Origin of the sequence: Fluviicola chungangensis (assembly GCF_007558725.1) — a bacterium.
Classification (GTDB): Bacteria; Bacteroidota; Bacteroidia; order Flavobacteriales_D; family Crocinitomicaceae; genus Fluviicola; species Fluviicola chungangensis.
In genome coordinates this window covers 194,687-213,824 of record NZ_VLPL01000001.1, presented here as the reverse complement: position 1 = coordinate 213,824, position 19,138 = coordinate 194,687, and the positions used below count along the sequence as shown (strand labels likewise).

The following is a 19,138-nucleotide window of genomic DNA, read 5'->3' as shown; positions in this document are numbered from 1 at the left end:
TTTTTAAAACAATCGATGTCCCTGCTTATCGATGAAAAACCAATTCCCGTTTTTCAGCACCAAAGCTGCTCCGTCACTAAAACCATATAAGTTCTCATACACTTCAGGAAACAATTCTTTTCCTTTTAAATCTAAAAATTGCCCATTCCCGTCACTAATTACTCCAAGGATTCCTTCACCAACCTGTATTTCATCATAAACCGCTGGAATTACCAGTTCACCTTTCGGATTGATACAACCTATTTTTTTATCGATCCAGACCCGTGCCAGGCCATCATAAAATTCATAGACATCCTTATATTTCGGTTGAACAATCATCTTCCCGGTTTTATCAATAAAACCATAATATCCATTGATACTTACAGCAGACAATCCTTCTCTAAAACTCGGAAAGCCACCATACACTAACGGAACAACTTCCTGTCCCTTTTTGTTTATGAATCCATGTTTTCCGTCCAATTCAACCAACGCCAATCCATCTCTGAAATAAAATATGAGATCATATTTTGGTTGAATGACAATATTTCCCTGCTTATCCATACAGCCTCTTTTTCCTCCGATCTCAATGGATGCCAGGCCTTCATTAAATGAAGAGATCCCTTTGGTGTTATGAGGTACCGGCTTTCTGTTATTCATTTTATCCATAAAGAACCATTGGCCGTTTTCTTTCACCGTCGTTATTTCCTCTGAAAAATCATTGGCATCATCGTATATGACCGGGATGATTTCGGTTCCTTTTTCATCAATAAAACCCCATTTATTATCCAACTTCACCTTTGCCCGACCATTTTCAAAATCGATTGCAAAATCGTATTTTAACGGGGTAATTTCCTTACCTGTAACATCAATAAATCCGTATTGTTCATCCTGTCTTACAACTGCAAACCCATTAGTAAAATCTTGTGCATAGTCGTATCGGCACGGTATGATATTTTTTCCTTTTTTATCAATGAAACCATATTTTTTATTTGCCACCACGATAGCATATCCTTCCTGAAAAGAATACACATATTGGTAGGATGCCAAAGGACGGAGGCTGTCGTATTCCTGTTCCGATTCGTGAATAAACTCTCTGTTTTTGTTGCCTGGACTGCCATAGCTGCAACTTTGGAAAATCGCCAATGACAAGAGCAGAATTACCGTTTTATATTTTGGGCTAGTATTCATAGATCACGCTATCATCATGTTTCCTGCAAAAAAACAAAAAAATAACGAACTTGTAATACAAGCTTTTGGTTCAGGGTCCAGAGCCTTATTCCGTCTTAGGTTTTGGTTTTGGTTTCGCTTTCGGTTTATCGGGATGAGGATTCCTGATTTGTTCTTTTACAATCTGCTTGGCAACTTCTTTCTTCTTCGTCCAGAACAAGGCTTTCGGCATTTCATCGCCCAATAAATAACCGTATGGCTCAAGGTTCGGAACAGCATCAAAAACGACTTTAATGATCGCGGTAATCGGAATTGCCAGGAACATCCCGGGAACGCCGGCAAGTGAACCTCCTACAATAACGCAAATGATCGAAGCCAGGGCATTGATCCGCACTTTGGAACCGACAACCCGCGGTAAGAGGATATTGTTATCAATGAGCTGAACCGCGCCGATAACAGCAATTACTCCCAAAACAGATTGTTCCAGGCTCGGATTATTGGAAAGCGAGATCAGGCAACTTAAAAAGTTCGCAACGAGGATTCCCACGTAAGGAATCAGGTTCAGCAGGGAAACCAGCAAGCCCAGAAAAAGAGCGTATTTGACACCAATCAACCACAAGCCGAGTGTCGTCAGAGTAGCAACAATGGCAATCTCCAGCAATAAACCTAAAATATACATGCGGATGATCACTTTGATGTCATTTACGATGATCTGCATGCGTTCAGAGCTTTTCGGCGGAACAAGTTTATTTAAGAACCCAAGTAATAATTCGCGGTAGAACAGGAAGAGAAACAAATACAAAGGGACCAAAATAAAATTCACCAGGGCGCCGGTAAAAGACCCAAAATTTTTCATGGACAGGAATTTCCCACCTTTCATGAAATTTTCCTTAACGATTTTTTCCTGCTGGAAATTTGTCACTCCAAACGTTTTATTGATCCAATCTCCCAGATCGTGAATCACTTTCATCATGTTTTTTTCCAGGGTAGGGAGATCGCTGAAAAAATCTTTCAATTGGAACCCGAGAAGCAACAGGATCGCTGCAAAAATGATGATGGCAATCGCAACGGTAATAATGACCGATAAAAGCTTCGGAAAGTGCCATTTGTGCTGAAAAAATGCATCGATAGGCCGGATCAGAACTCCGAAAATAAAAGCAAGGATGATGGGAAACAAAATGTCATTTCCCAGATAAATAATTGCAGCAATCACTACCAGCAGCAGAATAGTGAAGATGCGTTTCTGGTAATTCACGTGTACGTTTTCCATAAAATGACCTTTCAGACAATATTAAGAAGATTATTCGGGGAAGCGAATCTTAAAAGAGTAAAAGTGAGCCGGATAGCGTTAAAAGTACTTAAAAAGGACGTATCAATTTGTTTACTTCAGGCGCAGATGCATGGAAATCTCATCGTGGTAGCGACCGTTTTGTTTGAAGAAGCCGGGAATTCTTCCGTGTTCCGCAAACCCCATTTTCCGGTATAATGTTAAGCCTGCCAGGTTTTCAGCATACACTTGTAAAAACAGGAGTTCCAATTCGGGGTTCGCACGTCCCCAATCAATTGCAGCCTGCAAAATGGCTGTTCCCAAGCCGCATCCCTGCCAGTCTTTGTGCATACCCATACCGAAAACGGCTGTATGGCGCAGGATTTTGCGCTGATTTCCATCTACGTTGATATTTGCGACCAGTTTTCCTTCGTATTCGGCAACCAAAAACAGGGAATTGGAGCGTTCGATGTAATTGGACAGGATGTGTTCTTCTTCGTCTATTGACGGATTAAATTCTCCTTCACTCAAGGGTACGAATTCTTCTTCGTAGACGAATCCCTGTACGAACTCAATTATGCGCGGAGCATCGGAAACGGCTACGTGGCGGAGCAGGACTTCACGTTCGTCTTTCAGGCGAACTTTTCGTGGTGAGAATTTCATGGGCTTAAAATTACGAATTATGCCGGCTTCGACTGCGTTGACTTGGTTTTTGTTTGCTACCGGGACTGGGGCGACGTGCGTTTATAAACTATTTTGTGCGAAATGACTTGTAAATGGATTGGAAAGCTGCAATTTCGCGATACAGCCCCCAAACGGGATTCAAAACGTTACAATTGTGAGAAAAAAAATTGAAGTCCAACTGTCCCGATATCCTAACCTCAAGCTGTTGTAATTGGGGGAAATTATTGCTGAAATCCAGTAAAACCGTGTGTTAAATCCATAACATTTTCGTACTCTATCCATACTCTACCTATGCTCTATCCATACTCTACCTATGCTATATCTATACTTAAGGTATCCAGGAGCTATTTTGAGTCGTTTTTGAGTTGTCATTGCCCTGGTAAAAATTCACAGGTATGCGCATTCTAATTACACCGGTCAGCGAACGCATAAATTACCGCTTATTTTCGCCAGTATAGGCGTTTTTAATCAGGTATTCCCCTAAGAAATAAGCACCAAAAGCGGTGGAAATGTGCCATAACCAATGAGTTCCCCAGGGCATGAAACTGATTTCAATCTTTTCATCCAAAAAACGGAAGAGCAGGGCAAGGGAAAAGAAGGCGATGGCTGTAAATAAACGCCTGGAATTTTGGAACCTGGTTTGACGCAAAAACAAGTAGCAGGGAAGTAAGAGCATCCATCCGCGGATGAAATAGCCTGCAGAAATCTGGTTTTGTCCGTCCAGGAAGAAAGCGGATAAAAAGGTTAGTCCGAAGAAAATTACCAGAACCCAAAGCAATTGGACCTTTTTAGGCAATACTTTCAACCACATCCAGATACTGATCCCAATGACCAGGATGATGATGGGAATTGCATCCATTAACAGAAGCAGGGTAGAAGTGCGAAAAGCATGAAAAAAAGTACTTCCCAATCCGCCGATGACAAGTAAGGGGCAACAGAACCACACAATAAATGCGTAGCTGCTGTGTTTTCCGCGAAGCTGCCACAAAAAGATCAGGACCGGTATCAAAAAAGTTAGTGAAGACCAGGCATTCCAGGGTTCAACAATGAACAGGTTTAAATCGGTCGTTTCACGGTACACCGGACCGTGATCGGGAACAAAAACAAGAGATATTAACAGTCCGGGAGGCAAAATCAGAAGCCGAAGACCAACTCAGTGGATTCGCAACCGGTTTTTTGTTTCATCTGGAAAGTTCCTTCAAAAATCAAACTATCTCCCTCATCCAGCAACTTGTATGAATGCGTCTTATTTTCTCTTTTAAACATGTTATCCGTATAAACGAAATTACCTGTGCCACACCCGGGATCCGAAGTATAATGCTTGTAGGCATCATTGGTGGAAATTTCATTCCCGTCGACATACAATGTCAATTCGGTTATACCGTATGCCGTTAAATCATCTGCAGTAGCAGTTTTATACCAAAATGAGTGATTGACTGCATATTTCTCTTTCGTACACGCAAATACAGAAATCATACACGCAGACAGGATAATTAGTTTTTTCATGTTGTAGAAATTTTTTGTGCAAATTAAACAAAAAGTTCTCAAAATGAGCCTATTTTGTCCTTTGAATGAAGAATTCACCCTTCGAATTGAGTAAATCCTGTTGTCTCCTGATTGATTGCGGGTTACCCCATATCGGCTTAAAATCTTACATTCGCAGAACCAAACGAACCGCATGATGTGTTCAAACATTCAAATCTTACTACTTTTTCCGGACCCGGTATTTTTCAACGACAATGAACGGTTGATCGGTTTTGTTAAATCAACGGGCTTGTATTGATCATGAAAGACCGCTCCAGGATATTGACTCTTATTTGCTTCGGCGTGATTCTCGTTTCCATGTTCCTGCCGTTTTTTGAAGGGCCGAGAAAGGAGCTCATGCTTTCGGGCGGTTTCTCTGTTGTGGAAGTGTATGATTCGCCAGAATTCGGTTTGCGTATGTGGATTTTCAATGGTTTCGGATCTTTTTTTGCACTGACCAACCTGGCAATTGCACTGATTTTGGTAGTTTCCCGGTTCTTTTTCCCCAAATCGCTTCCCACAGCAATCCTGACCACGTTTGTTTTCGCAGTTTCACTAGTTGCACTTATTTACAGTACTTCAGAAGAGCAGAGCGGTCCGCTCCCGGATGAGATGCTTTCCGGTTTTTACCTGATGCTTGTTTCACAAGTCATCCTGATCGCCCAATCCTTCACAAAAGCGATTACCGAAGCGCCGAAAGATCAGCGGCGGGATTCGGATATTTTGGATTTTTAGTTGGAAAAGACGATCTGATTGCTTAAACCGCCTTTTTAAAGATTTGGATCGTATTATGGAAAGTATAGGTAATTGCGAATTATACGCAGTTTCCCGGTTATTCAGCCGCATGAAACAGAAACAAAACAAGTGAAAACTGTTGGATTCCGATAGCATTCCTTACGAAGTTTGAACCTTAAAAAGACCAGGTTACCCAAAATCTCAAAGTTCGATAACGTTTTTTGATTCATTTTAAGTTAATTTCACTGATCATTATGGTGTTTGAAAAAGAATTCAAGGAAGCAATCCTCCATCTGCCGATCAAGGAAAAAGACCGGCTGCTTTTGCGCTTACTGAAGCGCGATGTTCCGCTTGCAAACCAGTTGTATTTCGAATTAGTGAGTACACAAACAGTGGAAGAACGTCGCGCCGAACTGGAGGAGATGGTGAGCGAACGCGCTTTAAACAGTGCGAAACGCAGTAAATCCATTCAGCATTTGTTGCTCCAGATGCGTTCTTTGAGCGGTGATATTACGGAACAAGTGAAGATTACCAAAGATAAATTCGGTGAGATCAGCCTGAACTTACTGATGCTCAACAACATTTTGGAAGCGGTAAAGCCGCAGTCTTCTTTTTTTCAAAGGGGAAAAGTCCAGAAATTCGCTATTTATGTCGTTGCGAGAGCCTTTAAACTCCTGGTGCTGATCCGGGCAATGCACGAGGATTACCTGGTTGATTTCAGGGAAGACCTGGAGAAGCTGGGAAAATTGATGTCCCAAAACGATTTGCTGAACAGAACTGCCAATCAGCACGGGTTGGAGTTGGATTGGTTACTTTCAGGCGAAATTCCGGAGAATATCAAGGAACGGCAGGATGCATTGAAGAAACAAGGATTTTTGAAATAAATTCGTTTAGTCTATCTGTCAAATAAAGACTTTCACATTCTTTAACAACTAAAAATTCGAGGGTGCTGTAACATATCAGCAATGAATTGGTCTTACGACAAACCAATCAAATTTTTAGCTATGAAAGCAGTTATCCTATTTATCGCACTATTCATCACCACAGGCCCTGTTGTTTTGGCCGGAAACGGAGAAAACTTACTAGACCGCATCATGCACCGCAAAATTTCTTATCCTGAATCTTTACGAGAGAAAGGAATTGAGACAACGGTACGTGTGAAGGTGTATGTAGTAGCAGAAAATCAAATCGAAATCATAGAAATCGCTTCGGATTCCGAAGAAATGAAAGCAGCAGTCGAAAAACAAGTGCAGCAAATCAAGATCAGTGTGCCCCAAAACCTGGTCGGAAACACCTTCACATACACCTATAAATTTCAGGTACAGAAATAGTCAACTATTCCCGATAACTATCGGGACAAACCACTGAAAAGATGAAGGATAAAGAACGGCGAAAGCCGTTTTTTTTGTTCCTCAGTCTACTGATTTGTACACTCTTTTAACATCAACGCATAAAAGCGGTTTGTGAATCATTTCCTCCAAGTGCCATTTTCATAAACCGTTTTACCTCTTCATTCAGATCTTCTTTGTGCAGCATCCGGAAATGGTGATTAAACTGGTTGCTACCGGGGACTTGCCCTACTTTTTGGAAACAGAGGTTGTCGTAAAAAGGCTCATTGAAAGGAAACACCACATGAATAAAATTCTTTCCCAGCTGTGTGATCCAGGCTATGCGTTTTTCTCCGTTATCGACAGCAATCATTGTTTTAGTCGCTTCCAAACGAATGTTTCCAAGGTCCTCAAACCCGGATACAAAGTGTTCGAACAAACTCAGTGTATGCTCCGACTTCCCGGATAGAAAGCGGGCAATGGAAGAATTTTCGGAAGTACTCATAACACGAATGTACAATACATCGGGAAAATGAGTACATTAACTTACCCGATTCGGTGGTAAAAAAATCCGTATAACCTTAAATACGATATCATTATGTTGGAAATACCTTTTAAAAGCGCAACCGGCAGGTGGATTTTATTTTCAACAATACTGGCTACCTCTATGGTTTTCATCGACGGCAGTGCGCTCAATGTGGTTCTTCCATCCTTACAAAAAGATCTGAAAGCTACGGGTGCTGACGTTTTTTGGGTATTGAATGCCTATTTACTTGTCCTGGCAGCCATGATGTTACCGGGTGGATCACTGGGAGACCGATTCGGACGGAAGAAAATTTTCGGGATCGGGATTGTCCTTTTTAGCGTCGGATCATTGCTTTGCGGCATTTCTCCCTCGATCATTTTTTTAATTGTATCCCGATCGATTCAGGGTTTGGGAGGCGCTTTGATGGTTCCGGGAAGTTTATCACTCATTACTTCACTGATCCGGGAGCAGGAGCGGGGAAAAGCGATCGGTACATGGTCGGCGGTTACGACCATTGTGAGTATCGGCGGACCGATATTGGGAGGCGTTCTTGGTGATCACGGCCTGTGGCGTTACATCTTTTTTATCAATATCCCGATCGGGGTGGTGTCACTCATCGCACTTTGGCTAAAAGTCCCGGAAACCTCCAACGAAGAAGATCAAAGTAAAGTAGATTTTCCGGGAGCTTTTTTACTGGTAGCCGGTTTGGCTGCCATTACCTATAGTTTTTTAAAGTTTCCCATAAGCGGATTCAACGATTGGAAAGTCAACGGTATCCTGATCTTTGGAATGTTAAACCTGATCTTATTCCTGTTTGTTGAAAAGAGACGGAAGAACCCCATGATCGATCTTACATTATTCCTCAACACGAATTTTACCGGATTGAATCTGCTCACCTTTTTCCTTTACGGTGCCCTTGGCGGCGGATTTTTATTTCTGAGCCTGAACTACGTCCAGGTGCAGGGATATACCCAAACAGAATCGGGATTGACATTCCTGCCGTTTACTTTTGTTTTAGGATTGTTCTCCCGGTATATCGGCACGCTTTCCGACCGGCTCGGAACCAAACCCTTTCTGATTGCCGGTCCGTTTACAACAGGACTGGGATTCTTATGGATGTCATTTATCAAACAAACACACGGCGCATCAGATTATTGGACCTCCTTTTTTCCCGGGATGATCCTGGTAAGTATCGGGATGCTGCTGACTGTGGTACCTCTGACAACCGCTGTTATGAACTCGATTAGCCAGAACCAGGCGGGAATTTCTTCCGGAGTCAATAATGCCGTTTCCCGCATGGCGGGTATTTTCGCCAATGCTGCATTCGGAGCCCTGGCTTTATTCCTTTTCACCCATGCGGTCATTGCGGGTCTCGAACAGTCCCGATTGGATGAATCCCAAAAGAAGCACATCACTGCCGAAACAGTTAACCTGGGCAATGCCAAAGTACCGACCGATGTATACGATGCGAACCAGCGTACCCAAATCCGGCAATTGTATCACCGATCGTTTCTTGAATCGTATCAGTGCATATTAGTGATTTGTGCGTTGATGTGCTTTGTTGCTTCCTTGACTGCCTTTCTGACAGTACAGAAAAAGCGCGTCCAATCCTTGGTATAAAAGGCTTTCCAGTTTTTTAGAAGCATTTCCTTGATTTAGTTGCATTTTATATTCACTTAAATTATCTTCGCAACTAAGACATTTAGAACATAAGATAATGAGCTCAGAATTAGCTACACGAGTAAGAAAACTCAGTCAGCACTATGCCTACAATTCCCTTCAAATGCATGAAGCGGTAGCCCGCAAAGCAGGACTTTCGGGAACAGATCACAAATATTTGGGGTTCCTGATCGAAAAAGGGAAGATGACTGCCGGAGAATTATCGGCACTGACCGGATTGACTACCGGAGCTGTAACAGGTTTGATTGACCGCTTTGAGAAGAAAAAACTGGTGGAAAGGCAGTTTGATGAGGACGATCGCAGGAAGGTATACATCGTTCCCGATACGGAAATTATCCTGGGCTTACTGGCTCCACTTTATCAACATTTCCGAAGTAAAACAGAAACATTGATCGCATCCTTCTCAACGGAAGAACTGGAGACTATCCAGCGGTATTTTTCCTCGGCAATTGAGATCATGAGTGAAACCACAGAAGAATTAAGCAATAACAGATGATTATGAAGTACATACTTGATCTCCGGGAAGTAAACAAAAACGACCCTGCTTTAGTTGGTGGAAAGGGGGCAAACCTGGGAGAATTGACCCGGATGGATGAAATCCGTGTACCGGAGGGTTTTTGTGTTACAACCAAAGCTTACGAGGCGATCGTTGAAAGCAACCAAACGGTCCGGGAGTTGCTGGAACAATTACGTCCGCTAAAAGCAGGAGACCGGCAAGCCATTACCCGCATCAGCGAAAACATCCGTGAAGCCATTGAGAAAATACCGATCCCAAAAGAATTGGACACTGAAATCAGGGAAAAACTGGCATCCTTTGATCCGGATACCGCATTTGCCATTCGTTCCAGTGCCACGGCAGAAGACCTCCCGACAGCTTCATTTGCAGGTCAGCAGGATACATATCTCAATATCATCGGGAAGGATGAGATCCTGAAACATATTTCTGCCTGCTGGGCCTCTTTGTTTACAGAACGAGCGGTCAGTTACCGCATTCAAAATGGTTTTGACCATCAACAAGTCCGACTTGCCGTAATTGTTCAACAACTGGTTATCCCACAAGCGTCCGGGGTCGTTTTTACGGCAGATCCGGTAAGTTTCAACCGGAAAGTGATGCGCATTGATGCGGGATTCGGACTGGGAGAAGCACTGGTTTCCGGGATAGTCAATGCCGACAATTACGTTATCCGGGAAGGAAAAATTACCGACAACCAGGTCCCTGCGAAGAAAACCCTGATCCGTCCCACACAGAGCGGTGGTACGAAAGAAGAAGTTGTTCAGGCAGAAAAGCAGAATCTCCAGGTGTTGACTGACGAACACATTCTGTTATTGGAGCGCATTGGCAGAACGGTAGAAGCACATTTCGGTTCGCCGCAGGATATTGAATGGTGTTTGGCCGGCGATCAATTTTACCTTGTTCAGAGCCGGCCGATCACAACCTTATTCCCGGTGCCCGAAGCAAATGACACCAAAAGACATGTTTATGCATCTGTGGGGCACCAGCAAATGATGACCGATGCCTTAAAACCATTGGGAATAGCGATCTGGCAATTAAGTACCTTCCACCCGATGTATACTGCAGGCGGAAGGTTATTTGTCGACATATCCAACCAACTGGCAACCGAAAGTGGCAGGGAAACGCTTCTGAACACCCTGGGAAAATCCGATCCGCTGAGCAGGGATGCATTGATTCACATCATGGAACGTAAATTCATTCCCGAACAACCGGAAGATCAGAATACGCCCAATCCTGCACATGCCAAAAACCTTGCTTTCCGTGATGCTCCGGCCCCGGATCCATCCCTGGTACCGCAATTGATCGAGCAGAACCTGGAAACAATCAGGCAATTGAACCGGGATATTTCAGGCAAATCCGGAACGGCACTCCTGGAGTTTATCCTGGAAGATCTTCAGTCATTGAAACAACTGTTGTTCGATCCGCAAAGTTTTGCCGCATTGATGACAGGAATCCACGCGACTGCCTGGATCAATGAAAAACTATTCGAGTGGCTGGGCGAAAAGAATGCTGCAGACACCCTTTCCCAGTCGCTTGATTACAATGTGACTTCCGAAATGGGGCTGGCACTGATGGATGTAGCCGATGTGGTCCGTTCGTATCCTGAAATTGTCCGCTACCTGGAGGAAACAAAAAACGAAGCTTTCTTGGACGAGTTGCCCCGAATGACCGGCGGAAAAGAAGTGCAGGAGGCAATCACGCATTACCTGGACAAATACGGGATGCGCTGTCCGGGTGAGATCGACATTACGAAAACGCGCTGGAGTGAGAAACCCTCAATCCTGATCCCGCTTATTCTCAATAACGTGCGGAACTTTGAGCCGGGAGCTGCCAAACGAAAATTCGAACAAGGGAAAACAGAGGCCCTGGAAAAAGAAGCAGAATTATTGGCGCGGTTGAGGCAACTTCCCGACGGGGAACAAAAAGCCACAGAAACCAAAGAACAGATCGACCGGATCCGCAACTTCAGCGGATACCGGGAATTTCCCAAATACATCATGATCAGCCATTACTTTGCTTACAAACAGGCTTTGATGAAGGAAGCGGAAAAACTGGTTCTTGCAGGTAAGATCTATCACAAAGAAGACATTTTCTACCTTACTTTCGTGGAATTGCAGGAAGTGCTGCATACACAACAAGCCGACCAGGAGTTGATCGAACAGCAAAAAGAAGCTTTCAAACTTCACGAAAAGCTTGTACCACCTCGCCTGATGACCTCAGAAGGAGAAGTTATCAGCGGAAAATACAACCGCGACGATCTTCCGGAACATGCACTTGCCGGTTTAGCGGTTTCTTCCGGAATTGTTGAAGGAAGGGCACGTGTTATTTTGAAGCTGGAAGATGCTGTTTGGAAGCAGACGATATTTTGGTCACTGCCTTTACTGATCCGAGCTGGACACCGCTGTTTGTTTCCATCAAGGGATTGGTGACGGAAGTCGGCGGATTGATGACACACGGAGCAGTTATTGCCCGGGAATATGGAATTCCAGCGGTAGTAGGAGTGGAAGAAGCCACGCAATTGATCCGGGACGGAGATCAAATCCGGGTGAATGGAAGAGAAGGATGGGTTGAGGTCATTGAGGGGAGAGCGTGCGTGTGAAATGAATAGGAGTGAGGGAACAGAACCATTTCCCCATTTTTTTGAATTCCTCCCTTCAGAATTGCTGCATTTTTATGCATCTAACGATCATTTGAATTATCTTTAAGCCCCATGAACTCGACCTATATTTATATTGCAATCGGAGTTGGGATCAGTATCCTGATCGGCTATTCCCGGTATAGTTTGAAGGTGAACCGGCAAAAAAGGGAGCCTATCCGTCCTTTCCCGCACCAATGGAGAGCACTTTTGGTCCAATATGTGGCCTTTTACAATCGCTTAAACCCACCTCAAAGAAATCGATTTGAAGAACGGGTCCACACCTTTCTTTTGAATGTACAAATCGTTGGGGTAGACACTGAAGTGACGCATTTGGACCGGATCTTAATTGCTTCCGGAGCAGTCATTCCCATCTTTGGTTTTGATGCCTGGCATTATTCGAATCTGCAGACGGTAGAAGTTCACCCCGACAAATTCCTGATACCCAATACCACACAATACGCCAATGGGTTGGTTGGCTGGGGAAAAATGGAGGGCAAAGTCAAACTGTCGCGAAAGGCCCTGGTTGAAGGTTTTTATAATAACAACGATCAAAAAAATGTAGCCATCCACGAATTCGTTCATGTCCTGGATATGCAGGATGGAAAAATAGACGGGAAAATGGCAAAAATCATACGGGAAATCGATCTTAATCCCTGGCTGCAAATCATCCATACCAAAATGAAAACCATTCAAACCGGGAATTCGAGTATCCGTGATTACGCGTCTACCAGCAATGCCGAATTTTTGGCTGTGGTAAGCGAATTCTTTTTTGAAAACCCGGATAAACTCGAGCGTGAACACCCGGAGCTTTACCGGATGCTGGATGGATTTTACAACCCGAAAAATCAGCCGACAAACCGAATTAAAAACCAGTCAAAGAGTCCGTCACAAGGGAAAAGTCCGCAAGAGGTAAAATCGGCCTTGGTGAACTAATCATGTGAAAATAAGCTAGAAACTCAATTGAGCGATGTGGCAGGCACCTGCTTGAGTCGTAATAGTTCCATGCCAAAAGACATAACCGGTTTGGTCTACAATTTTAAAACTGTGTTTCGCAGTTTCTTTTTTGTACATTTTATCGGTATATAAGAACAGTCCTTCGTTACATGCCGTGAATGATATTGCCAGAAGAGATCAGATGATTATTTTTTTTCATAGACTGATTTGGACAAAATAAGGAAAAAAATATTCCTTGCAACAAAAAAAGAAGCCATCTCATGCAGCTTCTTTAAACAGTATATAAAAATGCATTGTCCTAAAGTTTAGGTAATTTTTTTTTAAAGCACGCAGATTATATGGACTCCGACATGGTCGGAGCGCAGATTTTGATTATATATTATCTGCGTAATCCGCGACATCTGCGTGAAAAATTGTTTATCACCTATATTCTGGGACACTACTTATAAAAAATAATGAGCCAATCGTTACTCCACATTCCATTCCGAAACGTGATTGTTCGCCAGGTTCTTCAATTCCATGAACGTCTTTTTTAATTGCAGCACATCGTATTCATCTGTTTGGACAGTACCCTGGAAATTAGAGGGCGTGCGCACAATGGTCAGGTGATCTGCGTCGTCTGATAGTGTATAGGTGATTGTCCATTGCAAATCCTGGTTGAATTCCGGAATCTGGTATACAAACGTTCCTGAACACGGTTGATCCTTGGGTTTACACTTGTCAAACGTAAACGCTCTGCGAATTCCCGACAAATCTTCATTACCGGTGTCTTCATAAGTAGATTTGGTCATTACCCAGGTTTCTCCACCCAAACTCTTCAAGGCTTTCTTTTCTTTGCTGCAACTTGTTATCAAACCAACTGCAAGGAATAAATACAAAATATGTTTCATGTTCTAAATCTTTAGAGCAAAGTAAGGGTAGTGGCAGGGCTATTTCAATAAGGCAAACGACGTATTTTAACACAGTTTAGGCAAAAGCTTTGTCTTCACCAGCTATAGCCGGCTCTTACCATTGCCGTAAAAAGGTGGGGGAAACCGAATTAAAAGACACTGATATTCAACAATATAAGAAGTAACTGTTTTTTCAGTTAAGAAATATTTTTTGTTAAAATACACCTACAACTTGTTTCGTACGAAAAATTTCCTACCTTTGAAACATGAAAGCAAAAAACACTGAAAATAATCCGCAATCGGAACCAACCAAATCAGAACTGGAAATTCTGCAGGTGCTTTGGGAAAACGGTCCTTCAACGGTTCGCTTTGTGAATGATTACCTGAACGAGCAGAAACGTGCCGTACAATATACTTCTACACTGAAGCTCATGCAGATCATGGCAGAGAAAGAAATGCTGGTACGCGACACTTCGAGCATGAAACATCTTTACAGTCCGGCAATCGAAGAAAACCAAACCAAAACCGTTCTGCTGGACAAGTTTATCGATACGATGTTCAACGGTTCAAGTACCAACCTGATGATGCAGTTGCTGGGCAACAAAAAGACCTCGCCCGAAGAATTGGACGCAATTCGTGCTATGCTGGACCAGTTGGACAAAAAATAATAACTTCTAAAACCCAATACTATGAACATTTTAGTGAACGACTCGATTATCAAAGCAATCAGCTGGACATTGATCCATTCGCTTTGGCTGGGACTAGCAGCGGCGGTTCTGGCAGCACTTACCCTTTTGGTGACCAAAAAATCTGCTTCGGCAACGCGTTATAACCTGCTTGCAGGATTGAGTATCGTGTTTTTGATCGCAACCGGTTTTGTTTTCTATAACGAACTCGAAACGCAGCCAACCGTTTTATCCCTTGATAAATTGGTAAAGAGCACCCTTCAGCCGGAACAGCTTGTTTCAGCCTCTCCCGCGGTCATCCAGGAAGAAGCGGGCGGACCACTTTCCATCATCACGGGATTCATCAGTAATTATGGTTCATGGATCGTATTGACCTGGTTTGTTGTCTTCCTATTCAAATGCATCCGGATAACAGGAGATCTCCGGCAGGTTTATCGTGCCCGAAATTACCAAACGATTACTCCACCCGAACTATGGCAAAACCGCTTGTCGGAACTCCAGATTTCGCTCTGCATCAAACGCAGCGTTCAATTGCTTGAATCCCGATTCGTAACTATTCCTTCGGTAACAGGATTCTTCAAGCCCGTTATTTTAGTGCCGGTCGGATTGCTGAACAACCTTCCCCAGGACCAGGTAGAAGCTATTTTACTGCACGAATTGGCGCACATTCGCCGCAGTGATTATGCGGTTAATTTAATGCAGACTTTCCTGGAGATCCTGTTTTTCTTTAATCCCGGGATTTTGTGGATTTCCTCCTTATTGAGAGACGAACGGGAACATTGCTGCGACGATCTGGCAATCGGTGTGACCAACAATAAAAAAGAATTTGTCAATGCCCTGATTTCCTTCCAGGAATACAACATGCATTCCCAGCGTTTCGCCCTGCAGTTCGGTGACCAGAAAATGAAACTGGCAGACCGTGCGAAGCGAATTCTTTTCAACACGAACAAGATGCTTAGCATCCGTGAAAAGTACTTTCTGTCTGTTTGTGCGGGATTGAGTGTCATTCTTTTCCTGGTAGTTTTGAACGTGAATTCTTCTACCGCGCAAGAACTTAAACAAGCAGCGCCGGATCTTCCACAGAAGGAAAAATACCCTCCGAAAGAAATTCCGGAAGGAACTTCCATCCGCTATGTGGAAAACGACGCGAAAGGGAAGGAGTTTCATGTGTACATTTTCAAGAGCGGGGGAGTGTTGTACCAGGTTCCGGAAAGTTTGGAGAATTTCAAGGTGGACGGAAAACTGATCACTGGTAAAGACCGGGAGAATTACCTTCCGCAAATCAACGCATTGATTGACGGGTATAAAACGGCCATTGCGACCGACATTTCAGAAGAAGAACGGATCATGAATGAAGCATCCCGGATCATAGATACGCACTCTGCAATCATTGACAAGCATGCGGCAGTGATTGATCAGCATGTGGCGATTATCGACAAACAGGTCCGGATCATTGAAGCGGAAACCCGTAAGAAAGAAGCCGAAATTGACTGGAAAAAACACGATGAAGCGCAGCGCCGTATCGAAGAAGAGCAAGCTAAGATCCAAATTGAATCCGAAAAGATTGACCGGGAATCCCGCAAAATTGACGAGCAATCCCGAAAGATCGATGAACAGTCGCGCAAGATCGAAACCAAGTTGAAACTACAGGAGAAAGAAGCACAACGCCAGGAGTCGGTTTACAAAGAGATCACCCAAACAGTAATAGATGATCTGAAAAAAGCAGGATACAATGAGCAGATCCGTTCTTTCGAACTGAACGAGAAAGTCTTAATCATTAACGGAAAAACCCAATCCGAATCACTTTTCAAAGAAGTAAAAAAGCACCTCAAACCCGGCATGCGCATCTTGTACCATATTGATACGCATTAATGCATGTCTAAACAAAGCCTAAGTAGACATCAGTACAGTTAAAGATGGGAACCCTGACATTTATCGTCAGGGTTTTTCACTTATAAAACAGCCTAATTGCTCAATCATTGTTGTCGGGCTAAATTTTCAACACTCTCAGTAATCTCTTTATCTCCTACTTTTTTCCAAGGCAAAAAAAGTAGGCAAAAATGCCTTTGCACAATTACTACCTTCAGACAACCGACCTATCCGGATCAATCCTCAAAAAGGAGGGATCAGGATCCAAAATGCAATCCTGTAGCCGTTTTGCAAACGCTACAGGATTAGCACTTTTCGGGATTGATAGCCGAATAGGTCGGTTGTCGTTTCTTCAAAAAGATTTGAAGGACGGGTAATAATTTGAAAAATCTGTAATATTCCTACAGGTCGTATAATTGTGCTTTTGGCAACTAGTATCAATCCTCCAAAAAGATTAAATCTTTATTTCAAAAGAAAAGTTTTATTCGTTCCCTTCACAAATCTTCTTCAAGCTATCCAGTGCCTTTAGCCAGGTTTCGTTGAACCAGGAAACATACTCATCCTGGGTATCCACCTCAACGGTTAAACGCGTTCCATTGGCAATCGCTTCAAAGCGGTAATTTTCATGTGCTCCTTTCCAGCCATCCACTTTTTCACCTTCCGTGACTTCCACGCCTTTTTCCAACATGCCAAGATGTTCGATGGACACGTATTTCCCCGGATCATTTTCGAGAATACGAGCAACCATTCCTTCTTTGCTGCCATCTTCCGAAATCCCGGTGAACCGGATTTTGTCGCCTTTGTTCCAGCCACCTTCCCAGGAAGAAGTCGGATTGAAAGCCGCGCACCATTGTTCGTAGGTGCGCTTATCACTGAGACCGAGCATCACGTCGTACACGCGATCTGGCGCAGCGGAGATTTCTTGGGTATAACTGAGTTTTTTCATGAGAACGTGTTTTTGCGAATAATCTAAGATAAGGAAGTTTTGGGTGGGGAACAAGGGAACGCGGTGTGAAAGTGTATGCACACTATTTCATTCTAGACTTAATGATTTCCAAACGTTTCAGAAGCCTTTCATGTTCCGGGTCAATTTTCAGGCCTTTTTCAATGGTTTGTACCGCCTCTTCGTATTGATGCTGCCGGAATAAATACGTTGCACATTCCGCATAAAGCCATCCCAGGTAGTCTTCATCTATCAATTCTTTGTCCGTAATGCGATCGATCAGGCTCTCAGACAAGTCAAAATATTTCTTGCCATTTACTCCGTCATTCTCTTTATAGTAATTCATAGAGAAGTCGATATTCGCATACAATTTCAGTAAAATAAAGCGGTTGTTCGAATCCAAATAAGGATATTTTACACAATATTTGTTGATTTCCGAATAGAACTTTTCAGCTGTTTCCAGTTCTTCATCCAGTTCTTCTTCGTCGGGTCCCTCGTCTTCTTCCGAATATTCCTCATCATACAAGTATTTAACACTCAGATGATAAGTAATCTGATCTAAAAGAGCCGATTTAACAAAGGAATTGTTTGGGGAAGAGCGATAGGCCATTTCAGAATATTCCAAAGCCTTTTCATTTTTGCGTGCTTTTGAAAAATAATCAGCCATTCCCAAATAATAGATTCCGGTTAAATCATTCAACAGGTTCGTATCCTTCACCATTCGGTTTACCAAGACTAAACTGGAATCTGCCATCGGACGATTTCCATCTGCGATTAGCCGCTGATTGATGAAGTTCGCATAGCTGTAAATGACGTATTCATTTTTGTACTTATTCCTGTTTCCGAACTCAAACAAATAGGGTAGTGAGGCCAATGACTTAAAATCTTTTTTTTCAACCAAATCAAGTAATAACTCCGATTTAAGAATCTGAGTCCGATATACATCATAAAACCGTTCAGCTTTACTGATATCACTCAGTGCCTTTTCCGTTTGATCGTTATTGACTGCGGTAATTGCATGGTTGAATAATTGGATGCCGATGAGTTGATCGATCGTCAATTTTGACCGTACATTGAAAAACAGGTCATAAACTGCAACGCTTCCCAGGGTATTGACTTGTTTGGGTGTCACGAGTTGCAACTCCAACAAATTTTCAATGGCCCGGTTAATATCTTTCCGCGGAGGAATCACAAACGCATTCTTCACCGTGGTCATTTCCACCGTGATGTTACTCGTATTCGGATAGGCCATGATTAATACATGCCCGGGTTGTTCCTGCACATAATACGGAATTCCCAACTCTTCCAAAACCAACGCAAAAAGGGCTGTTGAAGACACGCAATTGTACTCTCCGGTAACAAAGATTTCGTCAAAATCGACCAATGCCCTGTACCGGGTCAAAAACCGTTCATGCACTTGCTTATGTAAAGCACGAATTGTCTTTTCCTCGGATTGCTTCAGTATTTTTGACGCTTTTAATTCACTGATAAATGCATCAAACTCTTTCTTTGCGGCTGCTGTTTTTTGTCCGGAACAGGCGGAATCCGAGATCATGAATAATTCAAAATGAGAAGCGTTGACATCATTCAACACCTGTTTCTGATAGTCATTGACATATTTTTCAAAGAAATAATCCGATTGTGCAAAGTTCAACGAGTAAAACGCCAAAAAGAGCAGAAAAAGATGGTTTTTCATCCGGAAAATGTTTTGACAAAAGTAGTCTTTTGAGATGAAATTTAAAATAAGCAGATCG

20 protein-coding genes are annotated in these 19,138 nt (G+C 43.0%); 10 read left to right on the top strand and 10 right to left on the bottom strand.

The features are described from left to right. Window positions 1-3: 3 nt before the first annotated feature. From FO442_RS01015 to FO442_RS00995, 5 genes are all read right to left on the bottom strand, one after another. Complete coding sequence (locus tag FO442_RS01015) at window positions 4-1,167, bottom strand: WG repeat-containing protein (protein WP_144331274.1); 1,164 nt, start codon at window positions 1,165-1,167, stop codon at window positions 4-6. An 85-nt stretch (window positions 1,168-1,252) separates the two neighbouring features. Further along, entirely contained in the window at window positions 1,253-2,416 is a 1,164-nt protein-coding gene (locus FO442_RS01010; protein WP_144331273.1) for an AI-2E family transporter, read from the bottom strand. A 111-nt stretch (window positions 2,417-2,527) separates the two neighbouring features. Continuing rightward, window positions 2,528-3,076: a GNAT family N-acetyltransferase gene (locus FO442_RS01005; RefSeq protein ID WP_144331272.1), complete on the bottom strand. Its 549-nt coding sequence runs from the start codon at window positions 3,074-3,076 to the stop codon at window positions 2,528-2,530. 454 nt (window positions 3,077-3,530) lie between these two features. After that, complete coding sequence (locus FO442_RS01000; RefSeq protein WP_186279813.1) at window positions 3,531-4,178, bottom strand: ceramidase domain-containing protein; 648 nt, start codon at window positions 4,176-4,178, stop codon at window positions 3,531-3,533. Between the two features lie 53 nt (window positions 4,179-4,231). Next, window positions 4,232-4,603 (bottom strand): hypothetical protein, encoded by a 372-nt coding sequence (locus tag FO442_RS00995; RefSeq protein WP_144331270.1) that lies wholly within the window; start codon window positions 4,601-4,603, stop codon window positions 4,232-4,234. A 279-nt stretch (window positions 4,604-4,882) separates the two neighbouring features. Between FO442_RS00995 and FO442_RS00990 the strand changes: the two genes are divergently transcribed. From FO442_RS00990 to FO442_RS00980, 3 genes are all read left to right on the top strand, one after another. Beyond that, window positions 4,883-5,356, top strand: coding sequence for a hypothetical protein (locus FO442_RS00990; RefSeq protein WP_144331269.1), 474 nt, complete (start codon window positions 4,883-4,885; stop codon window positions 5,354-5,356). 254 nt (window positions 5,357-5,610) lie between these two features. Further along, window positions 5,611-6,240, top strand: a complete 630-nt coding sequence (locus tag FO442_RS00985; protein WP_144331268.1) for a hypothetical protein — start codon at window positions 5,611-5,613, stop codon at window positions 6,238-6,240. Between the two features lie 120 nt (window positions 6,241-6,360). Beyond that, complete coding sequence (locus FO442_RS00980; RefSeq protein ID WP_186279811.1) at window positions 6,361-6,687, top strand: energy transducer TonB; 327 nt, start codon at window positions 6,361-6,363, stop codon at window positions 6,685-6,687. Window positions 6,688-6,799: 112 nt separating this feature from the next. Here FO442_RS00980 and FO442_RS00975 read toward each other — a convergent pair whose 3' ends face one another. After that, window positions 6,800-7,189, bottom strand: a complete 390-nt coding sequence (locus tag FO442_RS00975) for a DUF5655 domain-containing protein (RefSeq protein WP_144331266.1) — start codon at window positions 7,187-7,189, stop codon at window positions 6,800-6,802. Between the two features lie 93 nt (window positions 7,190-7,282). On the opposite strand from FO442_RS00975, the gene FO442_RS00970 reads away from it, so the two are divergent. The 5 genes from FO442_RS00970 to FO442_RS00955 all read left to right on the top strand — a co-directional run bounded on the left by FO442_RS00970 (window position 7,283) and on the right by FO442_RS00955 (window position 12,975). Next, a complete protein-coding gene (locus tag FO442_RS00970; RefSeq protein WP_144331265.1) occupies window positions 7,283-8,830 on the top strand; it encodes an MFS transporter in 1,548 nt (515 codons plus the stop codon). Between the two features lie 97 nt (window positions 8,831-8,927). After that, a complete protein-coding gene (locus tag FO442_RS00965) occupies window positions 8,928-9,386 on the top strand; it encodes a MarR family winged helix-turn-helix transcriptional regulator (protein ID WP_144331264.1) in 459 nt (152 codons plus the stop codon). Window positions 9,387-9,388: 2 nt separating this feature from the next. Next, a complete protein-coding gene (gene ppsA, locus FO442_RS00960) occupies window positions 9,389-11,833 on the top strand; it encodes a phosphoenolpyruvate synthase (RefSeq protein ID WP_222101959.1) in 2,445 nt (814 codons plus the stop codon). Continuing rightward, window positions 11,752-12,003 carry a PEP-utilizing enzyme gene (locus tag FO442_RS18805; RefSeq protein ID WP_222101958.1) on the top strand — a complete coding sequence of 84 codons (252 nt, stop codon included), beginning with the start codon at window positions 11,752-11,754 and terminating at the stop codon, window positions 12,001-12,003. The genes ppsA and FO442_RS18805 overlap by 82 nt, the downstream gene beginning before the upstream one ends. A 111-nt stretch (window positions 12,004-12,114) precedes the next feature. Next, window positions 12,115-12,975 carry a M90 family metallopeptidase gene (locus FO442_RS00955; RefSeq protein ID WP_144331263.1) on the top strand — a complete coding sequence of 287 codons (861 nt, stop codon included), beginning with the start codon at window positions 12,115-12,117 and terminating at the stop codon, window positions 12,973-12,975. Between the two features lie 15 nt (window positions 12,976-12,990). Here the strand turns inward: FO442_RS00955 and FO442_RS18940 are convergent, their stop codons facing one another. Beyond that, entirely contained in the window at window positions 12,991-13,113 is a 123-nt protein-coding gene (locus tag FO442_RS18940) for a hypothetical protein (protein WP_281281539.1), read from the bottom strand. Between the two features lie 350 nt (window positions 13,114-13,463). Beyond that, on the bottom strand, window positions 13,464-13,886 hold the full coding sequence (locus tag FO442_RS00950) for a hypothetical protein (protein WP_144331262.1): 423 nt from the start codon (window positions 13,884-13,886) through the stop codon (window positions 13,464-13,466). Window positions 13,887-14,152: 266 nt separating this feature from the next. Between FO442_RS00950 and FO442_RS00945 the strand changes: the two genes are divergently transcribed. Then, window positions 14,153-14,554, top strand: a complete 402-nt coding sequence (locus FO442_RS00945; protein WP_144331261.1) for a BlaI/MecI/CopY family transcriptional regulator — start codon at window positions 14,153-14,155, stop codon at window positions 14,552-14,554. A 21-nt stretch (window positions 14,555-14,575) separates the two neighbouring features. After that, window positions 14,576-16,444, top strand: coding sequence for a M56 family metallopeptidase (locus tag FO442_RS00940; protein WP_144331260.1), 1,869 nt, complete (start codon window positions 14,576-14,578; stop codon window positions 16,442-16,444). Window positions 16,445-16,922: 478 nt separating this feature from the next. On the opposite strand, the gene FO442_RS00935 is transcribed toward FO442_RS00940, so the two are convergent. Next, window positions 16,923-17,387, bottom strand: a complete 465-nt coding sequence (locus tag FO442_RS00935) for an SRPBCC family protein (protein WP_144331259.1) — start codon at window positions 17,385-17,387, stop codon at window positions 16,923-16,925. Window positions 17,388-17,469: 82 nt separating this feature from the next. Continuing rightward, window positions 17,470-19,080: a hypothetical protein gene (locus FO442_RS00930; protein ID WP_144331258.1), complete on the bottom strand. Its 1,611-nt coding sequence runs from the start codon at window positions 19,078-19,080 to the stop codon at window positions 17,470-17,472. Window positions 19,081-19,138 lie beyond the last annotated feature (58 nt).

Excerpts from the sequence above, each read along its gene's own strand:
- FO442_RS01010 (WP_144331273.1), bottom strand. The coding sequence starts at position 2,416 with ATGGAAAACGTACACGTGAATTACCAGAAACGCATCTTCACTATTCTG.
- FO442_RS00970 (WP_144331265.1), top strand. The coding sequence starts at position 7,283 with ATGTTGGAAATACCTTTTAAAAGCGCAACCGGCAGGTGGATTTTATTT.
- FO442_RS00975 (WP_144331266.1), bottom strand. The coding sequence starts at position 7,189 with ATGAGTACTTCCGAAAATTCTTCCATTGCCCGCTTTCTATCCGGGAAG.
- FO442_RS00950 (WP_144331262.1), bottom strand. The coding sequence starts at position 13,886 with ATGAAACATATTTTGTATTTATTCCTTGCAGTTGGTTTGATAACAAGT.
- FO442_RS00965 (WP_144331264.1), top strand. The coding sequence starts at position 8,928 with ATGAGCTCAGAATTAGCTACACGAGTAAGAAAACTCAGTCAGCACTAT.
- FO442_RS01015 (WP_144331274.1), bottom strand. The coding sequence starts at position 1,167 with ATGAATACTAGCCCAAAATATAAAACGGTAATTCTGCTCTTGTCATTG.
- FO442_RS18940 (WP_281281539.1), bottom strand. The coding sequence starts at position 13,113 with ATGTACAAAAAAGAAACTGCGAAACACAGTTTTAAAATTGTAGACCAA.
- FO442_RS00955 (WP_144331263.1), top strand. The coding sequence starts at position 12,115 with ATGAACTCGACCTATATTTATATTGCAATCGGAGTTGGGATCAGTATC.
- ppsA (WP_222101959.1), top strand. The coding sequence starts at position 9,389 with ATGAAGTACATACTTGATCTCCGGGAAGTAAACAAAAACGACCCTGCT.
- FO442_RS00940 (WP_144331260.1), top strand. The coding sequence starts at position 14,576 with ATGAACATTTTAGTGAACGACTCGATTATCAAAGCAATCAGCTGGACA.
- FO442_RS01005 (WP_144331272.1), bottom strand. The coding sequence starts at position 3,076 with ATGAAATTCTCACCACGAAAAGTTCGCCTGAAAGACGAACGTGAAGTC.
- FO442_RS00985 (WP_144331268.1), top strand. The coding sequence starts at position 5,611 with ATGGTGTTTGAAAAAGAATTCAAGGAAGCAATCCTCCATCTGCCGATC.
- FO442_RS00980 (WP_186279811.1), top strand. The coding sequence starts at position 6,361 with ATGAAAGCAGTTATCCTATTTATCGCACTATTCATCACCACAGGCCCT.
- FO442_RS00990 (WP_144331269.1), top strand. The coding sequence starts at position 4,883 with ATGAAAGACCGCTCCAGGATATTGACTCTTATTTGCTTCGGCGTGATT.
- FO442_RS00995 (WP_144331270.1), bottom strand. The coding sequence starts at position 4,603 with ATGAAAAAACTAATTATCCTGTCTGCGTGTATGATTTCTGTATTTGCG.
- FO442_RS00945 (WP_144331261.1), top strand. The coding sequence starts at position 14,153 with ATGAAAGCAAAAAACACTGAAAATAATCCGCAATCGGAACCAACCAAA.
- FO442_RS00935 (WP_144331259.1), bottom strand. The coding sequence starts at position 17,387 with ATGAAAAAACTCAGTTATACCCAAGAAATCTCCGCTGCGCCAGATCGC.
- FO442_RS00930 (WP_144331258.1), bottom strand. The coding sequence starts at position 19,080 with ATGAAAAACCATCTTTTTCTGCTCTTTTTGGCGTTTTACTCGTTGAAC.